Source organism: Sinorhizobium sp. B11, from assembly GCA_039725955.1.
Classification (GTDB): Bacteria; Pseudomonadota; Alphaproteobacteria; order Rhizobiales; family Rhizobiaceae; genus Rhizobium.
In genome coordinates this window covers 4323082-4344690 of record CP091034.1, presented here as the reverse complement: position 1 = coordinate 4344690, position 21609 = coordinate 4323082, and the positions used below count along the sequence as shown (strand labels likewise).

22 protein-coding genes and 1 pseudogene are annotated in these 21609 nt (G+C 59.6%); 12 read left to right on the top strand and 11 right to left on the bottom strand.

Annotated elements, in window-relative coordinates; all coding sequences use genetic code 11:
* Nucleotide 1: 1 nt before the first annotated feature.
* Genes LVY75_31485 through ccmA form a run of 3 tightly spaced genes read right to left on the bottom strand, consistent with a single transcriptional unit; the run spans nucleotide 2 to nucleotide 2112 of the window.
* Entirely contained in the window at nucleotides 2-763 is a 762-nt protein-coding gene (locus tag LVY75_31485; GenBank protein XAZ23272.1) for a heme ABC transporter permease, read from the bottom strand.
* Nucleotides 764-811: 48 nt separating this feature from the next.
* The gene (ccmB, locus tag LVY75_31480) at nucleotides 812-1471 is read right to left on the bottom strand and encodes a heme exporter protein CcmB (GenBank protein ID XAZ23271.1); all 660 of its coding nucleotides are present in this window, start codon (nucleotides 1469-1471) and stop codon (nucleotides 812-814) included.
* Nucleotides 1468-2112 (bottom strand): heme ABC exporter ATP-binding protein CcmA, encoded by a 645-nt coding sequence (ccmA, locus tag LVY75_31475; protein XAZ23270.1) that lies wholly within the window; start codon nucleotides 2110-2112, stop codon nucleotides 1468-1470. Before ccmA ends, ccmB begins: the two co-directional genes overlap by 4 nt.
* Before the next feature lie 260 nt (nucleotides 2113-2372).
* Between ccmA and acnA the strand changes: the two genes are divergently transcribed.
* The 3 genes from acnA to LVY75_31460 all read left to right on the top strand — a co-directional run bounded on the left by acnA (nucleotide 2373) and on the right by LVY75_31460 (nucleotide 6711).
* Nucleotides 2373-5063, top strand: a complete 2691-nt coding sequence (acnA, locus tag LVY75_31470; protein ID XAZ23269.1) for an aconitate hydratase AcnA — start codon at nucleotides 2373-2375, stop codon at nucleotides 5061-5063.
* 232 nt (nucleotides 5064-5295) lie between these two features.
* Nucleotides 5296-6036 carry a thioredoxin family protein gene (locus tag LVY75_31465; GenBank protein XAZ23268.1) on the top strand — a complete coding sequence of 247 codons (741 nt, stop codon included), beginning with the start codon at nucleotides 5296-5298 and terminating at the stop codon, nucleotides 6034-6036.
* Between the two features lie 273 nt (nucleotides 6037-6309).
* Nucleotides 6310-6711 carry a DUF2794 domain-containing protein gene (locus LVY75_31460; protein XAZ23267.1) on the top strand — a complete coding sequence of 134 codons (402 nt, stop codon included), beginning with the start codon at nucleotides 6310-6312 and terminating at the stop codon, nucleotides 6709-6711.
* A gap of 6 nt (nucleotides 6712-6717) precedes the next feature.
* On the opposite strand, the gene LVY75_31455 is transcribed toward LVY75_31460, so the two are convergent.
* The 4 genes from LVY75_31455 to LVY75_31440 form a co-directional block, all read right to left on the bottom strand.
* The gene (locus LVY75_31455; protein XAZ23266.1) at nucleotides 6718-7275 is read right to left on the bottom strand and encodes an N-acetyltransferase family protein; all 558 of its coding nucleotides are present in this window, start codon (nucleotides 7273-7275) and stop codon (nucleotides 6718-6720) included.
* 111 nt (nucleotides 7276-7386) lie between these two features.
* The gene (locus LVY75_31450) at nucleotides 7387-8115 is read right to left on the bottom strand and encodes a Bax inhibitor-1/YccA family protein (protein XAZ23265.1); all 729 of its coding nucleotides are present in this window, start codon (nucleotides 8113-8115) and stop codon (nucleotides 7387-7389) included.
* Nucleotides 8116-8294: 179 nt separating this feature from the next.
* On the bottom strand, nucleotides 8295-10838 hold the full coding sequence (locus tag LVY75_31445) for an ABC transporter permease (protein XAZ23264.1): 2544 nt from the start codon (nucleotides 10836-10838) through the stop codon (nucleotides 8295-8297).
* Entirely contained in the window at nucleotides 10835-11542 is a 708-nt protein-coding gene (locus tag LVY75_31440; GenBank protein ID XAZ23263.1) for an ABC transporter ATP-binding protein, read from the bottom strand. The genes LVY75_31445 and LVY75_31440 overlap by 4 nt, the downstream gene beginning before the upstream one ends.
* Before the next feature lie 73 nt (nucleotides 11543-11615).
* On the opposite strand from LVY75_31440, the gene LVY75_31435 reads away from it, so the two are divergent.
* Nucleotides 11616-12260: an arylesterase gene (locus tag LVY75_31435; protein XAZ23262.1), complete on the top strand. Its 645-nt coding sequence runs from the start codon at nucleotides 11616-11618 to the stop codon at nucleotides 12258-12260.
* Nucleotides 12261-12328: 68 nt separating this feature from the next.
* Nucleotides 12329-12922 (top strand): RNA 2',3'-cyclic phosphodiesterase, encoded by a 594-nt coding sequence (thpR, locus tag LVY75_31430; protein XAZ23261.1) that lies wholly within the window; start codon nucleotides 12329-12331, stop codon nucleotides 12920-12922.
* On the opposite strand, the gene LVY75_31425 is transcribed toward thpR, so the two are convergent.
* Entirely contained in the window at nucleotides 12829-13329 is a 501-nt protein-coding gene (locus LVY75_31425) for a low molecular weight phosphotyrosine protein phosphatase (GenBank protein ID XAZ23260.1), read from the bottom strand. The two genes, thpR and LVY75_31425, sit on opposite strands and share 94 nt — an antisense overlap.
* 34 nt (nucleotides 13330-13363) lie before the next feature.
* Here LVY75_31425 and LVY75_31420 point away from each other — a divergent pair, with 34 nt between their 5' ends.
* The gene (locus LVY75_31420; protein ID XAZ23259.1) at nucleotides 13364-13669 is read left to right on the top strand and encodes a 4a-hydroxytetrahydrobiopterin dehydratase; all 306 of its coding nucleotides are present in this window, start codon (nucleotides 13364-13366) and stop codon (nucleotides 13667-13669) included.
* A 51-nt stretch (nucleotides 13670-13720) separates the two neighbouring features.
* Entirely contained in the window at nucleotides 13721-14113 is a 393-nt protein-coding gene (locus LVY75_31415; GenBank protein XAZ23258.1) for a DUF1232 domain-containing protein, read from the top strand.
* 82 nt (nucleotides 14114-14195) lie between these two features.
* Here LVY75_31415 and LVY75_31410 read toward each other — a convergent pair.
* Nucleotides 14196-14757 (bottom strand): annotated as a pseudogene (locus tag LVY75_31410) (sigma-70 family RNA polymerase sigma factor).
* 337 nt (nucleotides 14758-15094) lie between these two features.
* On the opposite strand from LVY75_31410, the gene LVY75_31405 reads away from it, so the two are divergent.
* From LVY75_31405 to LVY75_31385, 5 genes are all read left to right on the top strand, one after another.
* Nucleotides 15095-15610 carry a DUF1176 domain-containing protein gene (locus tag LVY75_31405; GenBank protein ID XAZ23257.1) on the top strand — a complete coding sequence of 172 codons (516 nt, stop codon included), beginning with the start codon at nucleotides 15095-15097 and terminating at the stop codon, nucleotides 15608-15610.
* 260 nt (nucleotides 15611-15870) lie between these two features.
* Nucleotides 15871-17106, top strand: coding sequence for a 23S rRNA (adenine(2503)-C(2))-methyltransferase RlmN (gene rlmN / locus LVY75_31400; protein XAZ23256.1), 1236 nt, complete (start codon nucleotides 15871-15873; stop codon nucleotides 17104-17106).
* A gap of 94 nt (nucleotides 17107-17200) precedes the next feature.
* Nucleotides 17201-18154 carry an ABC transporter substrate-binding protein gene (locus LVY75_31395; GenBank protein XAZ23255.1) on the top strand — a complete coding sequence of 318 codons (954 nt, stop codon included), beginning with the start codon at nucleotides 17201-17203 and terminating at the stop codon, nucleotides 18152-18154.
* A 122-nt stretch (nucleotides 18155-18276) separates the two neighbouring features.
* Nucleotides 18277-19155, top strand: a complete 879-nt coding sequence (locus tag LVY75_31390) for an ABC transporter permease (protein XAZ23254.1) — start codon at nucleotides 18277-18279, stop codon at nucleotides 19153-19155.
* Nucleotides 19152-19946: an ABC transporter ATP-binding protein gene (locus LVY75_31385; GenBank protein XAZ23253.1), complete on the top strand. Its 795-nt coding sequence runs from the start codon at nucleotides 19152-19154 to the stop codon at nucleotides 19944-19946. Before LVY75_31390 ends, LVY75_31385 begins: the two co-directional genes overlap by 4 nt.
* A gap of 48 nt (nucleotides 19947-19994) precedes the next feature.
* On the opposite strand, the gene LVY75_31380 is transcribed toward LVY75_31385, so the two are convergent.
* Together LVY75_31380 and LVY75_31375 are read right to left on the bottom strand one after the other, a co-directional pair.
* Nucleotides 19995-20636, bottom strand: coding sequence for a LysE family translocator (locus LVY75_31380; protein ID XAZ23252.1), 642 nt, complete (start codon nucleotides 20634-20636; stop codon nucleotides 19995-19997).
* Between the two features lie 86 nt (nucleotides 20637-20722).
* The gene (locus LVY75_31375; protein ID XAZ23251.1) at nucleotides 20723-21574 is read right to left on the bottom strand and encodes an SDR family NAD(P)-dependent oxidoreductase; all 852 of its coding nucleotides are present in this window, start codon (nucleotides 21572-21574) and stop codon (nucleotides 20723-20725) included.
* Nucleotides 21575-21609 lie beyond the last annotated feature (35 nt).

Below are 21609 nucleotides of genomic sequence, written 5' to 3'. Positions count from 1 at the left end.
GCTATTCCTCCCGGTTTGCCATACGCGCGGCCATGCGACGCTGGGAGGCGATACGGCGTCGCCAGATCTCGTTTCTCATTGCCATCAGATGCAGCGTGAAGAAGAGCAGGGTGAAAGCGATCGCCATGACCAGCAGCGGGCGCAGGAATTCCGGATCGATTGCCGGTCCGTCGAGGCGCAGAACGCTTGCCGATTGATGCAGCGTATTCCACCAGTCTACCGAAAACTTGATGATTGGAATGTTGACGAAGCCGACGAGGATGAGGACGGCAGTGACGCGAGCAGCCTTGGAAGGCTCGTCCATGGCGCGGTTGAGCGCGATCAGGCCGAGATACATCAAGAAGAGAATAAAGACGGACGTGAGCCGCGCATCCCAAACCCACCACGTACCCCACATGGGTTTGCCCCAGAGGGAGCCGGTAACCAGCGCAAGCAGCGTGAAGGCGGCGCCGAGTGGAGCGGCAGCCTTGGCCGCAACATCGGCCAGCGGATGGCGCCAGACCAGCGTGCCGATCGCCGAAATGCTCATGATCGTATAGCACATCATGGAAAGCCAGGCGGAGGGAACGTGCACATACATGATGCGTACCGTTTCGCCCTGCTGGTAGTCGCCCTCGGTCGAGAAACTCAGATAGAGACCAATGATGAAACAGAGGGCCGTGATGCCGGCCAGCCATGGAATGACGCGCGATGCCAGCGCCAGAAACCGCGTCGGGTTGGCGAGATCGCTGAATTTGCTGATGGCAAGGCTCGTTTCGCTCATATCCGCTTCCTTACCTTGATCCGCTGGGAGCCGCAATCGAAGCGCGGATCAATCCGCCGTGTTTCTAAGTGCCAGTGCGGCGGCAGCCGGGCCTATCACCGCAAAGAAGAGTGTCAGGGCAATGAGTATCAGAAACGGCGGCAGAAAGGGTGACGGTCCAACCACCGCCGCGTAGGTGGCGCTGACACCGAAGATCAGTACCGGGATCGTCAGCGGCAGGATGAGTACCGAGACCAGCAGTCCGCCTCGGGGCAGCGCGACGGCAACGGCTGCACCGACGGCACCGATAAAGGTGATTGCCGGCGTGCCGACGAGGAGGGTGAGCATGGTGGCGCCGATCGCCGTCTCATTCATATTCATGAAGAGCCCGAGCAGCGGCGAGGCAATGACCAGCGGCAGGCTGGTTGCCGTCCAGTGAGCGGCGCATTTGACGAGCACCGTCAGAACCAGGGGTGTGTCCTGCATCAGCATCAGGTCGAGTGAGCCGTCGTCTCGCTCCGCCTGGAACAGGCGATCGAGCCCGAGAAGGGCGGCGAGCAGTGCGCCAATCCAGACGATGGCAGGCCCGATGCGCGAGAGAAGCGCGAGATCCGGGCCGACACCGAAGGGAATGACAGCAACGACAGTAAGGAAGAAAAGAATGCCGATGAGCGCGCCGCCGCCGGCGCGGACGGAAAGCTGGAGGTCGCGGAGAAAGAGGGCGATCATCCCCACACTCCCTGCTCGACGCCGGCAAAGCCGGTCATTCTCATTTCCCTGGCCCTTTCCAGTCCAAGAGGCTGATGCGTCGCGGCGACGACAATCCCGCCTTCCGTCAAATGCGCTTCGATCAATTGCGCAAACAGCCTGTCCGCATTCGCATCCAGCGCTGCGGTCGGCTCGTCCAGGATCCAGACTGGGCGATGGGAAACCAGAAGCTTGGCGAAGGCGAAGCGGCGCTGCTGGCCGGCTGAGAGGTAGCCGAAGGGCAAGTGCGTGATGCCGGACAGGCCGACGGCTTCCGCGGCCTCTTCGGTGCCCAGGCCAGTTCTCGTGCCAGAACTCAGGAAGGACCGCCAGAAATCCAGATTTTCTGCAACCGTAAGTTCCGTCTTCATTGCATTCCGATGGCCAAGGTAGTGGCTCGCTTCAGCTGCCGGACGACTTTCGCCGGCTGGCGAATCACTGACTGTAACGGAGCCTTTTTCAGGCCTCAAAAGACCGGCCACCACGCGCAATAAAGTGGACTTTCCCGATCCGTTTTTGCCTGTCAGGATCAGTGCCTCGCCGGGCTGCAAGTGAAAGGAAACGTTAACGAAAATCAGATCTTCCCCGCGCCGGGCCGCCAGATTTTCAGCGATGAGATGCATGCATCGGCTCTTTCTTCGTTGGTGCTCTCGGGCGGGCTCAAAAAATGTCCAATTTTGACCTTGTCGCTATGGCAAGTCTTTACGAAATTATCTATAAGACCTGCAACCACGCCAGCGGTCGGCGTGAATATCATCCTTGCGCCGAACTTGAGGTTTCTCCTCACGTGCGGACAGCGGAAATGGCCGTACCCGCATCCTGATGTGCATTAAGTGCATAGGCGTTCGCACGACTGTGTTGGCTATCAGAAACGGGGTCTCTCGTGTCTAAATCTCTTGACAGTTTCAATTGTCGGTCCACGCTTTCCGTTGGTGGAAAGGACTACGTCTACTACAGCCTGCCGAAGGCTGAGGCAAACGGCCTGCCCGGCGTTTCGAAGCTCCCCTATTCGATGAAGGTGCTACTGGAAAACCTGCTGCGCTTCGAAGACGGCCAGTCGGTTACCAAGGAGCACATCCTCGCCGTCGCCGAATGGCTGAACAACAAGGGCGCCGTCGAGAACGAGATCGCCTATCGCCCGGCCCGCGTGCTGATGCAGGACTTCACCGGCGTTCCCGCCGTCGTTGACCTTGCCGCAATGCGCGACGCGATGGTTTCCCTCGGTGGCGATCCGGAAAAGATCAACCCGCTCGTTCCCGTCGACCTCGTCATCGACCATTCCGTCATCGTCGACGAATTCGGCACGCCGCAGGCTTTCGCCAAGAATGTCGAGCTGGAATACCAGCGCAACGGCGAGCGTTACCGCTTCCTGAAGTGGGGTCAGCAGGCGTTCAAGAATTTCCGCGTCGTTCCTCCGGGCACCGGCATCTGTCACCAGGTCAATCTCGAATATCTCGGCCAGACCGTCTGGACGAAGGAAGAGGACGGCGAGACGATCGCCTATCCGGACACCTGCGTCGGTACCGACTCGCATACGACGATGATCAACGGACTCGGCGTTCTCGGCTGGGGTGTCGGCGGTATCGAAGCTGAAGCCGCCATGCTCGGCCAGCCGGTTTCGATGCTGCTGCCTGAGGTTATCGGCTTCAAGCTGACTGGCAAGCTCAAGGAAGGCGTCACCGCGACCGACCTCGTTCTGACCGTCGTGCAGATGCTGCGCAAGAAGGGCGTCGTATCCAAGTTCGTCGAATTCTTCGGCCCGGGCATGGACAACATGCCGCTCGCCGACCGCGCGACGATCGGCAACATGGGTCCGGAATATGGCGCAACCTGCGGCTTCTTCCCGGTCGATGGCGAAACCATCAACTACCTCACGATGTCCGGCCGTACGCATGACCGGATCGCACTCGTCGAAGCCTATTCGAAGGCACAGGGCATGTGGCGCGACGGCGACGGTTCCGACCTCGTCTTCACCGACACGCTGGAACTCGACCTCGGCGACGTCGTTCCCTCGATGGCCGGCCCGAAGCGTCCGGAAGGCCGAATCGCACTCGAAAACATCGCCACCGGTTTCGCCGGCTCGATGGATGCCGACTACAAGAAGCCCGGCCAGCTCAATAACCGCTATGCGGTCGAAGGCACGGATTTCGATCTCGGCCATGGTGACGTGGCGATTGCCGCCATCACCTCCTGCACCAACACGTCCAACCCGTCGGTTCTGATCGCTGCCGGCCTTCTCGCCCGCAACGCCGTTGCCAAGGGCCTTAAGACCAAGCCGTGGGTCAAGACCTCGCTTGCTCCCGGATCGCAGGTCGTCGGCGAATATCTCGCCAAGTCCGGCCTGCAGGCCGATCTCGACAAGCTCGGCTTCAACCTCGTCGGCTTCGGCTGCACGACCTGCATCGGCAATTCCGGTCCGCTGCCGGCACCGATCTCCAAGACGATCAACGACAAGGGCCTGATCGTTTCCGGCGTGCTCTCCGGCAATCGCAACTTCGAAGGCCGTATCTCGCCGGACGTTCAGGCGAACTACCTCGCTTCGCCGCCGCTGGTCGTCGCCTACGCGCTCGCCGGCACGGTGCAGAAGGATCTGACCAAGGAGCCGATCGGTGAAGACCAGAACGGCAACCCGGTCTATCTGAAGGACATCTGGCCGACCTCGCACGAAGTGCAGGACTTCATCCAGAAGTACGTCACCCGCGAACTCTACGAAACGAAGTATGCCGACGTCTTCAAGGGCGACGAAAACTGGCAGGCCGTTCAGGTTCCTCCGGGCCAGACCTATGCGTGGGACGACGATTCGACCTACGTCCAGAACCCGCCGTACTTTGTCGGCATGGGCAAGAAGGGCACCGGCACATCCGACATCAAGGGTGCACGTGTTCTCGGCCTCTTCGGCGACAAGATCACCACCGACCACATTTCTCCGGCCGGTTCGATCAAGGCTGCGTCGCCGGCAGGCGCCTACCTGCTCGGCCATGACGTCGCCGTCGCCGACTTCAACCAGTACGGAACGCGCCGCGGCAACCATGAAGTCATGATGCGCGGCACCTTCGCCAACATCCGCATCCGCAACTTCATGCTTGGCGCGAACGGCAAGGAAGGTGGCTACACCATCCACTACCCGTCCAAGGAAGAGACCTCGATCTACGATGCGGCCATGCAGTACAAGGCCGAAGGCGTTCCGCTCGTCATCTTCGCTGGCGTGGAATATGGCAATGGCTCGTCGCGTGACTGGGCTGCGAAGGGTACGAACCTGCTCGGCGTCAAGGCCGTGATCGCCCAGAGCTTCGAGCGTATTCACCGTTCGAACCTCGTCGGCATGGGCGTCATCCCCTTCGTCTTCGAAGAGGGCACGACCTGGCAGAGCCTCGACCTGAAGGGCGACGAACTCGTCACCATCGAGGGCCTCGAAAACATCAAGCCGCGCGAAAAGAAGATCGCCAAGATCACCTATGCCGACGGCACGGTGAAGGACGTTCCGCTGGTGTCGCGCGTCGACACGCTGGACGAGGTTGTCTACCTCAACAATGGCGGCATCCTGCAGACGGTTCTGCGCGATCTCGCAGCCTGATTTTTAAGATACTTGACTGATAATGACCGCCGGAGAGCAATTTCCGGCGGTTTTTCTTTGCGCAAAACAGGTCGGTATCACCGCTCACGCCGATGTGTTTCAGCAGCCTGCGGCCTGGGGCTTCGTCTCACCCGTTCGTGACTTTGCGTTTGGAGCCGGAAGGATTATTCGTACGTTCATATCTCAGAGCCGGCGGTCAGGATTGCCGGCACTGAAAAAGAGGTGCTGGTGAATGTCCCCGCGTTTTATGATCCCGCTGATCGTCGGGCTTGCTTATGCAGGTCCTCTCATGGCTGAAGACGGCGCGCCGAAAGGCGTCGTCGAACTGTTCACGGCGCAGGGCTGCGCCTCCTGTCCGCCTGCCGATGCCGCATTCCGCAAGCTCGTCAGCCAGGGCAACGTCATCGCGCTCGCCTATCACGTCGACTATTGGAATTATCTCGGTTGGGCCGACACGCTGAGCTCGAAGGAAAATACCGAGCGCCAGTACGGCTATGCCCGTATGATGGGGCGCAGCAACGTCTATACGCCCCAGGCCATCGTCAATGGCCGGGACCATCTCGCAGGTGCCGATCTTGCCGGTATCAACGGTAAGATAAATGGCTACGCCAACGACGGCAAAGGCCTGACCGTTCCTGTCAGTGCCCACATGCGTGGTGACGAAATGGAGATCAAGCTGGGTGCTGGCCAAGGCAAGGCCAATGTCGTCATGGTCTATTTCGACAAGGAAAAAACGATCGACGTCGAGAAGGGCGAAAACAGCGGCCAGAAGATCTCGTACCTCCACAGTGTCACCGACGTGGAGACGGTCGGCATGTGGGATGGCAAGGCGACGACGCTCACTCTGCCGGCGAGCGTCATGGAAAAACCGGATCTCGAGGGATCAGCGATTCTCTTGCAGTCTGTGACTGACAACGGCGATCCGGGAGCGATCCTCGGCGCGACGGTCGTCATGGCAGGAAAAAATATATAAGGATTTCATTCGCTTGCGGATGAAAGTTAGGCGGCCCGGCAAAGCGTATTCGGGGCTGGGGTTAAGGTCGATACGCTCCGCCGGGCCCTTTGGCGCGCTGGCGCCAAACTGGAGCCTATAGTTCTCTTGCAAATGAGGCGCTGTTTTGTCTGAATTGCGGCACCGCCGAGAAAGCCGGTTTCGTCCCCAGTGTGATAGTCGGCGCCCTTGCAATTTGTCGTGGCTCGGGCAAACTGTCACTCTCCTGTCACACGTGGAGGTCTTGGGAGTCTGATGACAGATACGCCGGATTTGCGACACGGCGAAAGCCGCTCCGTCGACAATAGCTCTTCAACCGTCGTTGATCTCAAGGAATACAGACAAAACAAGGACCCGATGCCGGTGACATTTCACCGGCGGGAACTCGACCAGATTCTGTGGATCTACGGCCGCATGGTCGGCGAGGGCGAGTGGAAAGACTACGCGATCGACCATACCAGGGAGAAGGCGGTATTCTCCGTCTTCAAGCGTTCAGGCGAAATGCCGCTATTCCGCATCGAGAAGAACCCGAAGCTTGCCGCCAAGCAGGGCGCCTATTCGGTGGTAAACTTCAACGGCGTGATCCTGAAACGCGGCCACGAACTTGGGCCTGTTCTGAAGGTTTTCGACAAGTCGCTGAAGCTCGTCGACAAATAGGCCATATCATCCCTTGAACAGGGTGCCTGGATAGGCCTCGGGATCGGGATGGGTTTCTGTTGCTTCGCCAAGCCTGCGCTGCATCAGCATCGTATCCAGCCAACGGCCGTGCTTGTAGCCGGCACCTTTCATCAGACCGATCTCTTCGAAACCCAGCGACCGGTGAAGCGCGATCGATGCCGGGCTCGCGCCGCCGATGACGGCGGTCATCTGGCGGAAGCCAGAGACGGTGCAGCGTGAAATCAGCTCTCCGAGGAGCAACTTGCCGATGCCCTTTCCGCGCGCCTCCGTGCCGAGATAAATCGAATCCTCGACCAGCCAGCGATAGGCCGGACGGGTGCGGAATGCCGATGCATAGGCATAACCGAGCAGCGTGCCGTCCTCGGCCGTTGCGGCAATATAAGGATAGGACTGCTCCCTGATAGCGCAGTAGCGTGCCGTCATTTCCGCTTCGGTCGGCGGCACGATCTCGTAGCTCGACGTGCCGTTCAGTACGGACTCGCGATAGATTTCGGTAATGACAGGAAGATCGGAGGGAAGAGCGTCGCGCAGGAGAGGGGGCATTTCGGATCGATCGGCACGGTTGGATGACAGCCCACGTTGAAGCATTCCAGCGAGGTGCCCGCAACAAAAAAGGCGGCCGAAGCCGCCTTTTCGTGTTTCAGTCCAGCCTGCTTACTTGCGGTTGCCCATGAACTGCAGCAGGAACATGAAGAGGTTGATGAAGTCGAGGTAGAGCGTGAGGGCGCCCATGATGGCCTTGCGACCAGCGACGTCATAACCGTCTGCTTCATAATACATTTCCTTGATCCGCTGGGTATCGTAGGCGGTGAGGCCTGCGAAGATCAGCACGCCGATCACGGAGATTGCGAACTGCAGGGCCGACGAAGCCAGGAAGATGTTGACCAGCGAAGCGATGATCAGGCCGAAGAGACCCATGATCAGGAACGAGCCCATCGCCGACAGGTCACGCTTGGTCGTGTAGCCGTAGAGCGACAGCGCACCGAAGGAGGCCGCGGTCACGAAGAAGGTCTGCGTGATGCTCGACTGCGTGTAGATCAGGAAGATCGACGACAGCGACAGACCGACCAGTGCAGCATAGACCCAGAAGGTTGTCTGAGCCGCAGCCACGCTCATGCGGTTAATGCGGAAGCTCAGGAAGAAGACCGCCGCAAGAGGCGCAAGAATCACGACCCAGCGCAGGGGCGACTGGTACAGGACCTGGCCGAACTGGGTGAGCTGGCCGTCCTGGACGGCGAAGGTGAAGGCGAAATAGGCGGCCAAACCAGTGATCGCCAGACCCAGCGCCATCAGGTTGTAGACCTTGAGCATATAAGCGCGGAGGCCTTGATCAATCACTTCGCCGGTTTGTGCACGGCTTTGGTAGTTACGAAGATCAGCCATAATTTCCTCTTACAAGCTCCGATGGAAATACGGTGTCGGGTTTACGACCCGGGCGCCGCTGCGGAGCTTCCAGCATGCCTGCTGACAATATGAGGCTTTCGCCCTTTTCAAACAAGGCCTTTGCAATCTGCCGTTCGGTTAAATCGCCGTAAGGTGAAGGGATTTGGGCCCCTTGTCCGTCACAGCTCGCGCAAAACGGGTGCTGCCTTCTGTCCAAGGATGCGCCAGGTGCCGATCAGGCCGATGCCGACGGTCAATACAAGGGCGGTGACAAGCGTGAGACCCGCGACATCAGGCATGAAGCTGGAGGGCAGGCGCATGATGCGACTGACGATGAACCAGGCAGCAACGCCACCGGCAAAGAGCGCGAAAATCGCAGTGGCCACACCAAGGATGAGATATTCGTAGCTGAAGGCACGGATCAGCATGGCTCTCGTCGCGCCAAGCGTTTTCAGCACGACAGCATCATGAGTGCGCGCTCGATTTCCGGCAGCAAGTGCGCCGGCCAGCACGAGAACGGAGGCGATGAGTGCAACGGATGCTGCAGCGCGGATGGCGGTCGCAAGCTCGCCGACCAACTGGTTGACGATATCGATCGCGTCCTTGACACGCACGCTGGTGATGGTCGGATAGGCATTGGTCACGGATTTCAGGATCGCGGCGTCCTCCGCCTCGGTCGAGGCAGGGTCGGTCAGTGTCGCCAGCCACGCATGCGGAGCACCACGGAAGGTGTTCGGCGAGAAGACCATGACGAAGTTGATCGACAGCGATTCCCACTCGACCCGCCGCAGATTGGCGATCTTGGCCGTGATGTTGCGGCCGAGGACGTTGACAGTCACGGTATCGCCGACCTTGAGGCCGAGTTCATGCGCCTCTTCCGCGGAAAAGGAAACGAGCGGCTCGCCGCTGTAATCCTTTGCCCACCATTGACCTTCGACAAGTGTCGAATTTTCCGGCGCGCTTTCCTCGTAGGTGATGCCGCGGTCGCCGTTGAGCACCCAGCGGCCAGCCGCCGGAACATTCATCTTGGTCACGTCCTGGCCGTTAAAGGCGATGATGCGGCCGCGCAGCATCGGCACTTCCACCAGTTTGCCATTTGGTGACCGGGTGTGGATCAGGTCGCGAAAGGTATCGAGTTCGGCGCCCTGGATATCAACGAAGAAGAAATTCGGCGCGCCTTCGTTCATACGGCCGGTCAATTGCTGGCGCAGATTGCCGTCGATCAACGTCAGCGTCACGAGCAGCGCAAGGCCGAGACCGAGCGAGAGAACGACGGAGGGCGTCAGTGCTCCGGGGCGATGGATGTTGCCGATCGCAAGCCGCAGCGCCGGCGAGTTGACGCGCGGGCTTCTACGCGCCACCCAGGCGATCAAAGCCGCGACCAGCCGCAGGATGACGAAGGCGAAAATGATGGCGCCGACAAAAACCACAGCGATGAAGCGATCATAGGCGGTAAAGATGGCAAGGCCTGCGAGTGCTGCCATGAAGAGCACGGCCAGCAGCACATAGGGCCAGGAGGGCAAGCGACGTGCTTCGAACCCCTGTTCGCGGAAGAGTGCGGTTGCCGGCACCTCGCGTGCATGGCCGAGCGGCAGGATGGCAAAGGCAAGCGTCGTGAGCATGCCGAACAGGGCCGCAAGAAGCAGAGCGCCGGGATAGAGCGTCGGATCGGTGGAAACCGGCAGGAACTGGGCAAGGAACTGCGCAGCCAGCATTGGTGACAATGCGCCGAACACGAGACCGATCAGGATGCCGGCTGCCGCGATAATGCCGATCTGGAAGAGATAGATCCAGACCACGACGGCGGCGGGCGCGCCCAGGCATTTGAAGGTAGCGATCGTCGTCCGTTTGGCATCAAGGAAGGCGCGAACCGCGTTGGCGACGCCGACACCGCCGACGATCAATGCGGTGAGGCCGACCAGCGTGAGGAACTGCGAGAAGCGGGTGATGTTTTCCGTCAGTGACGGGGCGGCGCGATCGCTGGTCCGGATCGACCAGCCGGCTGACGGGAATTCCCTGGTGGCGCGCGCCTGGATGCCGCTCATCGTGCTGCGGTCTTCCAGCTTGATCTTGTAAACATGTTCCACAAGGCTGCCCGTCTGGATCAGGCCCGACGCCTGCAGTGCGTTTCGGCTGATGAGCATGCGAGGGGCGAAGCCGAAACCTTCCGAAAGCGCATCGGGCTCGGTCTTGACCGTGCCTGTGATGCTGAGCTTGACGTTGCCGAGCAGTAGTTCGTCGCCGATCTGCAATCCCAACCGCTCCAGCAACAGCGGGGCAACGACCGCGCCGTATGTGCCGCCTTCTCCTGACAGCAGGGAGGAGAGCGGATAATTCGGCTGCGCTTCAAAAGTGCCGTAGAGCGGATAGGCGCCGTCGACGGCCTTCACCTCGACCAGCGCCTGATCCGAACCGTCGGGCTTGCGGGCCATTGAACGCAGACCGGTGGAAACGGAGACCTCGCCGAGGCCGCGGAGGAAATTCATTTCCTCCGGCGTCGCTTCGCGGTTGTTGAGTTCGAAGCGGACATCACCTGCCAGAAGCTCCTGCCCCTGCGAGGCTATCGTATCGGTGATCGATTGCGAGACCGAGTTGACGGCAGCGATTGCGGCGGTGCCGAGTGCGATGCAGGCGAGGAAGATGTAGAAACCCTTCAGGCCGCCGCGCAGCTCGCGCAGGGCCAGACGGAAGGCGAGCGAGATATGCGGCGTGACGATCGTCATGCAATCGCCGCCTCGGACTGGCGGACGGCGCTGTCGCCTTCGATGCGTCCGGAGCGGACGCGGATCTGGCGCGAGCAGCGATTGGCGAGACCAATATCGTGGGTGACGAGCAGCAAGGTCATGCCGCGTTCGGCCTGTTTGGAAAACAGGAGATCAGCGATCTGCCGTCCGGTATCGGTATCGAGATTGCCGGTTGGTTCGTCGGCGATCAGCAGGGCAGGTGACGGCGCGAGCGCACGGGCGATTGCAACACGCTGCTGTTCACCGCCGGAGAGCTGACCAGGATAGTGGTTCAGACGTTCGGCGAGCCCCACGGATGCCAACTCACGGCGAGCGATCTCGAAGGGATTGGGTACATTGGCGAGCTCGAGGGGGACCGCGACATTTTCCAGCGCCGTCATATTGGCGATCAGATGGAAGGACTGGAAGACGATGCCGATGTTGCGGCCGCGGAAATCGGCGACCTGATCCTCGCTCAGCGCGTGCAGGGGCGTATCGTTGATATTGATTTCGCCGCTGTCGAGTTTCTCAAGGCCTGCAAGCACCATCAGCAGCGTGGACTTGCCGGAGCCCGAGGGGCCGACGATACCGACGGATTCGCCGGCGCTGATCTCCAGATCGATGCCTTTCAGCACATGCACGGAGGCAGCAGCATTACCGAGCGTCAAATCGGCGTGTTTCAGATCGATGATGGTTTTGGCCAACAGAAATCGCCCTATATAAGTTCCGTAACCGAATGGCCGCATAACGGCACCTAGCCAATCTAGGGAAAGCATTATGAGATTTAAAGTTGCCGCCCTTCACTTCGCTGTCATCGTCTTCTCCCTGATTTTCTCGACGGTTGCGCAAGCACGCACGATCAATCTGGTCGGTTTCGGCGACAGCCTGATGGCGGGCTACCAGCTGCCGCCGGGCGACGGCTTTCCTGAAAAGCTGCAGGCGGCTCTGAAGGCCAAGGGGATCGACGTTTCGATCACCAATGCCGGCGTCTCCGGCGACACAACCACGGGCGGGCTTGCGCGAATCGATTGGTCCATTCCTGACGGAACCGATGGGGTGATTCTCGAACTCGGGGCCAATGATGCGCTTCGCGGCATCCCGCCGGATCAGAGTGAAAAGAACCTCGACCAGATGATAAGCCGGTTAAAAGAGCGCGGCATTGCTGTATTGCTCGCCGGCATGATGGCCCCGCCGAACATGGGTGCGGACTATGCCGAACGCTTCAACCCGATCTACCAGAAACTTGCGGAAAAACATGGGGTTGAACTCTATCCATTTTTTCTCGACGGCGTGGTCCTGGATGCTGGCCTGAAACTCGACGATGGCATGCATCCAAACGCCAAGGGGGTGGACGTGATGGTGGAAAAGATGGAACCAGCTGTCACGAAATTCGTTGGAACGATTTCTTCTGTGAAGAAATAGGGGCTTGCACAGGTTTGTAATGCGTGATTCCGTGTGAGCACCTGCAAAAGATTCGGGGAGTGCTCGTTATGCCGAGACTATTTACCGCCCTCGAAATTCCGCGCAATGCGGCGATGAGCCTGTCATTGTTGCGCGGTGGTCTTCCCGGAGCTCGATGGATCGATGTGGAGAATTACCACATCACACTTCGCTTCATCGGCGATGTCGACGGACGCACGGCAGACGAAATCGTCGAGCGCCTCGATCGTATCGACCGGCCGGAATTCCAGCTCCGGCTTGAGGGCATCGGCTCCTTCGGCTCCAAAAAACCCCACTCGATCTGGGCGGGAGTTTCTCCTTCGCCGGAAATGTACGCCCTGCAGGGCGAGATCGAGCGGATTTGCCAGCGAATCGGCCTGCCGCCGGACCCGCGCAAGTTCACGCCGCATGTCACCCTTGCCAGGCTGAAATATTCCCGTGTCGATGATGTCGTCCAGTACCTCGCCGGCCGCGGCAACTTCCAGACCTCGACCTTCACCGTACCGCGCTTCGTGCTTCTGTCGTCGCGCGAATCGGTTGGCGGCGGACCCTACCTCACCGAGGAGGTGTTCCCACTCCACGAACCGCTGATGGCACCGAGCCTCTCGACCAGCGTGCTGCAGCCATTGAAGAGCCTGGCGTAAACGAACTCGAAGTCTTCCCGGTCGCCATAATAGGGATCGGGAATATCTTCCCCGGTGTTGAGCGCGAAATCGCCGAAAAGGTGGATATTTTCCCGGTCGGGGAAACGCCGGTGCAGTTCAGAGACATTCGACCGGTCCATGGCGAGGATCAGATCGAAACCGTCAAAATCCTCGAGCAATATCTTGCGGGCGCGTTGCCCCGAAATGTCGATGCCATGTGCGCTTGCGGTGGCGATCGAGCGTCGGTCGGGAAGTTCTCCCTGATGCCAGCCGCCGAGGCCGGCGGAATCAATGCGGAATGCATCGCCAAGGCCTGCCTCATCCGCGATATGGCTGAATATTCCCTCGGCAAGCGGAGAGCGGCAGATATTGCCCATGCAAACAAAGAGGATGCTGATACGTTTCATCTGAGAACCTGGCGAAGGATGGAAGGAGCATGGCATGAAAAAGGAAAAGCTGGAAAGACCGGTGATCAGCCAATTGCTTGGCGAGCTCAAGGGCTGGACACTCGATGATGCGGCGGGCTCGATTTCGAAGACGTTCAAATTCGGCAGCTTCGTCGAAGCTTTTGGCTTCATGGCCGAATCGGCACTTGCTGCGGAAAAACTCAACCATCATCCGGAATGGTTCAACGTTTATTCCCGAGTCGAGGTCAAGCTCAACACGCATGATGCCGGCGGTCTGACTGAGCTGGATTTCAAGCTTGCAAAGGCCATGGACAAGGCTGCAGCGCCGCGAGTTGATTGAAACGGTTTCGGTCGTCACCATATGTTCGGAGCGACCACAAGGGATATCGGGATGGACGAGGTCAAATACGGAGAAATCCTGTTGCCGGGCGACGAGGATACGCAGAACCGTCGTGAAAAGACGGTGCGGCAGAAATTCTGGCCGACCTTTCGCCGTGCCGTACGTCAAATTCCATTCTCACGCGATGTGGTTGCCGGTTTCTATTGCGCGCTTGATCCGCAGACGCCAACCAGGGTGCGCGGCGTTCTCCTGGCAGCGCTTGCCTATTTCGTCATGCCGGTCGATATCATCCCCGATATCTTCGCCGTAATCGGCTTTTCGGATGATGTCGCCGTCCTGTCGGCAGCCTTTGCCATGGTGAGGGGCAATATCCGGCCAAGCCATTACGAGGCGGCCGATCGCGTTCTCGCCGACCGTTCCGAAGACGGGATGAAGACGATTTAAATCGCGTCCCGATTTTTCAGATGCGCCTGCTCCGCCGGACCTTTGTTTTGACGCCTGTCGTCATCGCAAACCGCCGCACGCTTCAGACCTCTTCCCGCTCCAGCAGGTTTCTCAGCTTGCCGAAGGCGAGCCTGATGCGCGATTTTACCGTGCCGAGTGGCAGGCCGGTCGCGTCAGCGATTTGCGAATGCGACTGGCCGAGAAAGAAGGCAGCCTGGAGAAGTGCCCGCTGCTCCTCGGGCAATTGACTGACGGCGTCGCGCACCTGCGCATCGCGATCGTCATTGGCGATGATTTCGTCGGCACGCATTTCCTCCGGCGGCTGCAGCGTCGGATCCTCGCCATCGAGAACACGAACCCGGGCGCGGCGCTGCTGATCGATGCGGCGGTTCCGCGCGATGCGGAAAAAGCCAGGTCGAAAGCGAGGAGCGGCTGGGATCGTAGAGAGCGGCCTTGTGCCAGAGAACGATCATGATCTCCTGAACCAGTTCCTCGGCCTCGCCTGATGTCATCTTCTGGCGCATCAGCCATGATTTCAGGCGCGGTGCGAAATAGTCGAACAGAACGGAGAATGCGGACTCGTCGCGCTGATCGGCAACGGCCTTTGCGAGGGCAGCGAAACGCTGTCTTTCCTCGGCATCCATATCCCCTCACGCACTCCCTAAGACACAGATTTCGTCCTGAATTTCCACACCTTAATGAGGTACAACGGATTTGAGAAAGGTCAAACTCTTGCCTGAATCTTTGTGTCTTAAATTCACCCGAACCGATGGCTCAGCCCATCACGACAGAGCGTGACACAGGCGCCGCTGTCGGGTTCAGACGTTAACGGTCGGGCGAAAATGAAACAGGCAGATACAATTCGCAGCCATTGTTGACCATTTGGTAACCTGAATTAAGTCAAAATAAAGCAGATCGTGATTATGCGCCGCCCGCAATGATCGCTTCGGGCCTTGAACCGCAAGAACCGGCAGGAATTCCATGTTCGTAAAAAGTATCGTATCCGCTTTCGCCCTCACAGTTGCTATGACCGGAGTGGCGGCAGCGCAGCAGGCGGCAGCAGCACCGACCCGCATCCAGCAGTTCCAGGCATGGGGCGCCTATTCCTACAAGTCCGGTGCATCCACCGTCTGCTACGTGCTTTCGGTACCGACTGCAAAGCAGCCGGCAAGCGTCGACCACGGCGACAATTTCTTCATCGTGTCGCAGCGCCCGGGCCAGAACATCTCCTATGAGCCGCAGGCTATGATGGGCTATTCACTGCAGGAAAACTCCAAGGTGAATGTTGTCATCGACAACAAGACCTTCGTGATGTTCACCAAGGACAAGGCTGCATGGGTCGAGAACGCCGCGCAGGAGCCGGCGCTCGTTGCAGCCATGAAGACGGGCCATTCGATGACCGTCAACGCTGTCTCGCGCAAGGGCACCGGCACGTCCTACAGCTATTCGCTCTCTGGTATTTCGGCTGCACTGAAGCAGATCGAAAGCTGCAAGTAAGTTCGATTGCTTGAGGCAATGTTTCGAAGGCCGGCCTTGTGCCGGCCTTCGTCGTTTCCATCTATAGGGACGCTTCCACCTCTCGTGACGCGGGTCTAGTGACGTGGAGGCAAAATGATGCTAAAGCGGCGCGCAACTGCGGAAGGATGGCGAATTCATCGCCGCTCCGCCCATTCATTTCTGCAATCATGCGTCAACGGCCCCGCAAGTCTTCCGGCTTTCCGGGATGGTTGCCATGTTGAGTTCGGGATTAGAAGATTATGTCCGTTATGGATGCGATGACCGTTGCCAAGCCCGCCGGGCGGGCGCCTCTCGGTACTGAGCTTTCGCCAAAACCCTCGCTGATCGGATTGACGCGCGAGGAAATGGGTGCGGCGCTGCGCGAAAAAGGTGTGCCGGACAAGCAGATCAAGATGCGCGTGTCGCAGCTCTGGAACTGGATCTATGTGCGCGGCGTCTCCGATTTCGACCACATGACGAATGTCGCCAAGGACATGCGCGAGATGCTGAAGCAGCATTTCACCATCGCCCGGCCCGAAATTGTCGAAGAGCAGATTTCCAATGACGGCACGCGCAAGTGGCTGTTGCGTTTTCCGCCGCGGGGTGCCGGTCGTCCGGTCGAGATCGAGGCTGTCTACATCCCCGAGGAAGGGCGCGGCACGCTCTGCATTTCCAGCCAGGTCGGCTGCACGCTCACCTGTTCCTTCTGTCACACCGGCACGCAGCGGCTGGTGCGCAACCTGACGGCCGAGGAAATCCTCTCCCAGCTTCTGCTCGCCCGCGACCGGCTCGGCGATTTCCCTGACCGCGACGTGCCTGTCGGCGCCATGGTACCGTCGGAAGGCCGCAAGGTCAGCAATATCGTGATGATGGGCATGGGCGAGCCGCTCTATAATTTCGATGCCGTCAAACAGGCGCTGCTGATCGCTACCGACGGTGATGGTCTTTCACTGTCCAAGCGCCGCGTAACGCTTTCCACGTCTGGTGTCGTGCCCGAGATCCTGCGCACCGGAGAAGAAATCGGTGTGATGCTGGCGATCTCGCTGCATGCGGTGCGTGACGACCTGCGCGACATTCTCGTGCCGATCAACAAGAAGTATCCGCTGAAGGAGCTGATCGAAGCCTGCAGGAACTATCCCGGTCTTTCGAATGCGCGGCGCATTACGTTCGAATATGTGATGCTGAAGGACGTCAACGACAGCCTGGAAGACGCCAAGGGGCTGATCCAGCTCCTGAAGGGCGTGCCGGCGAAGATCAACCTCATCCCCTTCAACCCCTGGCCGGGCACGAACTATCAGTGTTCCGACTGGGCGCAGATCGAGAAATTTGCCGATTTCATCAATTCGGCGGGTTACGCTTCGCCGATCCGCACGCCACGCGGCCGCGATATTCTCGCCGCCTGCGGTCAGCTGAAGTCGGAATCCGAACGCATGCGCAAGACCGAGCGTCTTGCCTTCGAAGCCATGATGATCGCCAACCACGGCGCAGACGACTGATCAGCAAGTTTGATCGTCGCAACAAATCTCCGCGATTGATTAACGGGGGCGCTTTTTCTAAAAGTGCCCCCAAAATCACTCTGGAGGACACCCCATGCGTTCAATTCTTCTGGCCTGTGCTGCAACTTTGGCCCTTACACTGCCGGTCAAGGCCGCTGACGTCACGGTTGCCGTCACCGCAATCGTCGAACATCCGGCGCTCGATGCCGCGCGTAAAGGCGTGCTCGATGCGCTGACTGCTGCCGGCTATAAGGAAGGCGAAAACCTCAAGTTCGTCTTCGAATCCGCGCAGGGCAATCCGGCAACGGCAGCCCAGATCGCCCGCCAGTTTGCCGGTGACGAACCCAACGTCATCGTGCCGATCTCCACGCCGTCGGCCCAGGCCGTCGTTTCCTCGACGCGCGATATCCCTGTCGTCTTCACGGCCGTTTCCGACCCGCTCGGCGCGCAGCTCGTCAAGAACATGGACAAGCCGGGCGGCAACGTGACGGGCCTTTCCGATATGTCGCCGGTCGGCGAACACATCGCGCTCATCAAGGAAATCCTGCCTAATGTGAAGACAATCGGCTACCTCTACAATTCCGGCGAGGCCAACTCGGTCTCGCTTCTGGCGGCACTGAAGGCTGAAGCCGAGAAGGCCGGCATCACCGTTGTTGAATCGGCCGCGACGAAGTCCGCCGAAGTGCAGGGCGCTGCCCGCGCGCTCGTCGGCCGCGCCGATGCGATCTACATCCCAACCGACAACACGATCATCTCGGCGCTGGAAGGTGCGGTTGCCGTTGCAGAAGAAAGCAAGCTGCCGCTCTTCACCGCCGATACGGATTCCGTTTCTCGCGGCTCGATCGCAGCGCTTGGCTTCAATTACTATGATGTCGGCAAGCAGACCGGCGAGATCGTCGTTCGCGTGCTGAAGGGTGAAAATCCCGGTGATATCGCGGTGAAGACCGCGGCCGGCAGCGATCTCGTCATCAACAAGGCAGCTGCGGCCAAAATGGGTGTCACTCTGCCGGAAAGCGTTGTCTCGCGCGCCAACAAAGTCATCGAATAATCGACTGTCGTTCCAAGGTCTTAGCTACGATCAGCCGCTCCCGTTTGCACGGGGGCGGCTGAATATATTAAAAGGCTCCCGTTTCGCGACGGGCGGAACGGAAACAAAAGGGGCTGAAAGCCTTGAGCCAAATTGCATTCTGGGGGGCCGTCGAGCTCGGTCTGGTTTATTCCTTCGTCGCGCTCGGCGTCTATCTTGCGTTCCGCGTTCTCGATTTTCCGGATCTGACGGTGGACGGTTCGTTCCCGCTCGGTGCAGCCGTGACTGCGGTGCTGATAATCGCCGGCGTCAATGCGTGGCTCGCAGCACTGATCGCGATGGCAGCGGGGGCCGGAGCCGGAATGGTGACGGCGCTCCTCAACGTGCGCTTCAAGATCCTCAACCTGCTCGCCTCGATCCTGACGATGATCGCGCTCTTTTCGGTCAATCTACGCGTCATGGGCAAGCCGAATGTCGCGCTCATCAATGCCGATACGATGATCAGTCCCTTCTTCGGGCATGGGCTCAGGGATTTCTACGTTCGGCCGCTCTTCGTCGGCACTCTCGTCGTTATCGCCGTCATCGTCGTCTGGCGCTTCCTTGAAAGCGATGCAGGGCTTGCGATGCGTGCCACGGGCGCCAATGCCCGCATGGCCCGTGCCCAGGGTGTTGATACCAGCCGGCAGATCTATCTGGGCATGGCGATTTCCAATGCGCTGGTGGCGCTTGGCGGCGCGCTCTTTGCGCAGACCAACGGGTTTGCGGACGTCACCTCGGGTGTCGGCACCATCGTCGTCGGCCTTGCTGCAGTCATTATCGGCGAGACGCTGCTTGGGCGGCGGGGGCTGCTGATTGCGCTTATCGGATGCGTGTTCGGCTCGATCATATACCGCATCGCCATCCAGCTTGCGCTGTCGAGCGACGTCATCGGCCTGCAGGCCTCCGACCTCAATTTCGTGACGGCGGTTCTCGTGACTGTCGCGCTCATTCTTCCCCGCCTTCGCGGAGGTGCCGCATCATGATCAGCGTCAAGGACATCAAGGTTGTTTTCGGGCGTGGCACGCCGCTGCAGAAACAGGCGCTGAACGGTGTCAGCCTGACAATCGAGGAAGGCTCTTTCGTCACCGTCATCGGCTCCAATGGCGCCGGCAAATCGACACTGCTCGGCGTGCTCGCCGGTGATGTCATGCCGAGTGAAGGCTCGGTTCTGATCGGCAAGACCGACGTGACGCGCAAGTCTACATCGGCCCGCGCCGGTCTGGTGGCGCGCGTTTTCCAGGATCCATTGACCGGAAGCTGCGGCGCGTTGTCGATCGAGGAGAACCTTGCTCTGGCCGCCCGGCGTGGTGAAAAGCGCGGGCTTGGCGCAGCTCTCGGTGGAAGCCGCCGCGACTATTTCAAGGAGCGGATCGCCGAGCTTAATCTTGGGCTGGAAAACCGGCTGAAAGACCGTATGGACCTGCTGTCCGGCGGTCAGCGGCAGGCCGTTTCGCTCGTCATGGCGACGCTTGCCGGCTCCGAAGTGCTGTTGCTCGACGAGCATACGGCAGCGCTCGATCCCGGTATGGCCGAGTTCGTCATGAACCTGACGCAGAAGATCGTTTCCGAACGCAAGCTGACGACCATGATGGTGACGCATTCCATGCGTCAGGCGCTGGACTACGGCCACCGCACGATCATGCTGCATGGCGGCGAGATCGTGCTCGACGTGGCTGGGGACAACAGGAAGAACCTGCAGGTCGAAGATCTGATCGCCATGTTCCGCAAGATGCGTGGCCAGACGCTCGACGACGATGCGCTGCTGATCGGTTAGGCCGACAGCGTGCTGATCGGCTAAGGTGACAGCGTGCTGATCGGCTGATCAGCGCGCCTGTGTGAGCAGGATCTTGGCGGCGAAGACCGATAAGACGCCAGCGAAGGTATAATCCATGCCGCGCAGCACCTTCCTGTTGCTCTGCAGCCAGCTCGACAGCCAGTCGGCGGCCATGACGACCGCCGCGTTAACCGGCATTCCGACCAGGATGAAGCAGAAGCCGAGGAAGAGCAGCTTGTGCGTCACGGCGGGATCACTCGCATCGACGAACTGCGGCAGGAAGGTCATGAAGAAGATGATGACCTTCGGGTTCAGCAGGTTGACCCAGAAGCCCGAGGAAATGTTCGAAAGGATCGTGCCCCTTGGGCCTTCAACCTTAGCGACCGTCAGCTTCGAGCCGTAGCGGATTGCCTGCATTGCCAGCCAGAAGAGATAGGCGGCGCCGCCGGTCTTCAGGATCAGGAAAGCGGTCGGAGAAGCGGTGATCAAAGCCGATATGCCGAAGGCGACCAGCATCGTGTGGACGACGATGCCGAGGCTGGTGCCAAGAACAACGAAAAGGGCTGCCTTCTTGCCCTGTGCCAGCGCACGGCTGATCGACAAAGTCATGTCAGGGCCGGGGGTTGCCGCAAGCAACAAAGTGGCGGCGGCGAAGGCAATAAGCGTCGGAAGGCTTGGCAGGAACTCCATGGTATACTCTGAAAGCCGGAGAAAGATCCGACGATCTCCTACGCGGCTTTCAGAAATTTACCAATCAAACCTTGTGATGGCACCGATTACTTCTGTTCGAGATAGGCCTTGAATTTGTCAGCGTAATCCTTGTGCCAGCGTGACAGCGGCGGGCGGTTCTCGATGATATCGCCCATCGCCCAGGCCATGCGGCGTTCATCGACAGGACGGGTTACGTCGTTATCGGGGCATAGGATGTAGAAATCGCCGCGCTCCAGGCTTTCGACCATGAAATCGACCGTCTGCTCCGGCGTCCAGGCCGCGGCAGGCTTTTCCTGGCGATCGCCTTTGGTGAGGCCGGTAAAGACGAAGCCGGGGATCAGCAGATGCGCTGAAATTCCCGCACCTTCGGTATTGCGCAGCTCATGCTCGAGCGCTTCAGTGAAGACCTTCACACCGGCCTTGGAAACATTATAGGCGGGGTTGCCAGGCGGGGTGGTGATGCCCTGCTTGGAGCCGGTATTGATGATCAGGCCGGGTTCGTTATGGGCTATCATCCCCGGGCCGAATGCCCTGACGCCGTTGACGACGCCGAGAAGATTGACGGCAAGAATATTGTCCCAGCCGGCCTGCGGACTGAAGATCGAGGTTTCCGGGCCAATGCCGGCATTGTTCATCAACACATGCACGCGGCCGAAGCGTTGGATGACAGCGCGCTCGAGGGCTTCGATCTGCTCCTTCTGCGAGACGTCGGTCTCGACAGCCATCACATGTTCCTGGCCCGCGATCGCCTCCAGTTCGGCGCGGGCGCTGGCGAGCCTGTCGCCACCGAGATCGGCGATCACGACGCTCATGCCGGCCCTGGCGAAATATTTTGCGGCGGCAAGGCCGATGCCGGATGCGCCGCCGGTGATGACGGCAACATTGGATTGTTTGAAAATGTCTTGAATATTCGTCACGGGACTGGCCTCTCCTCGGAGCATTGTTCGGACGG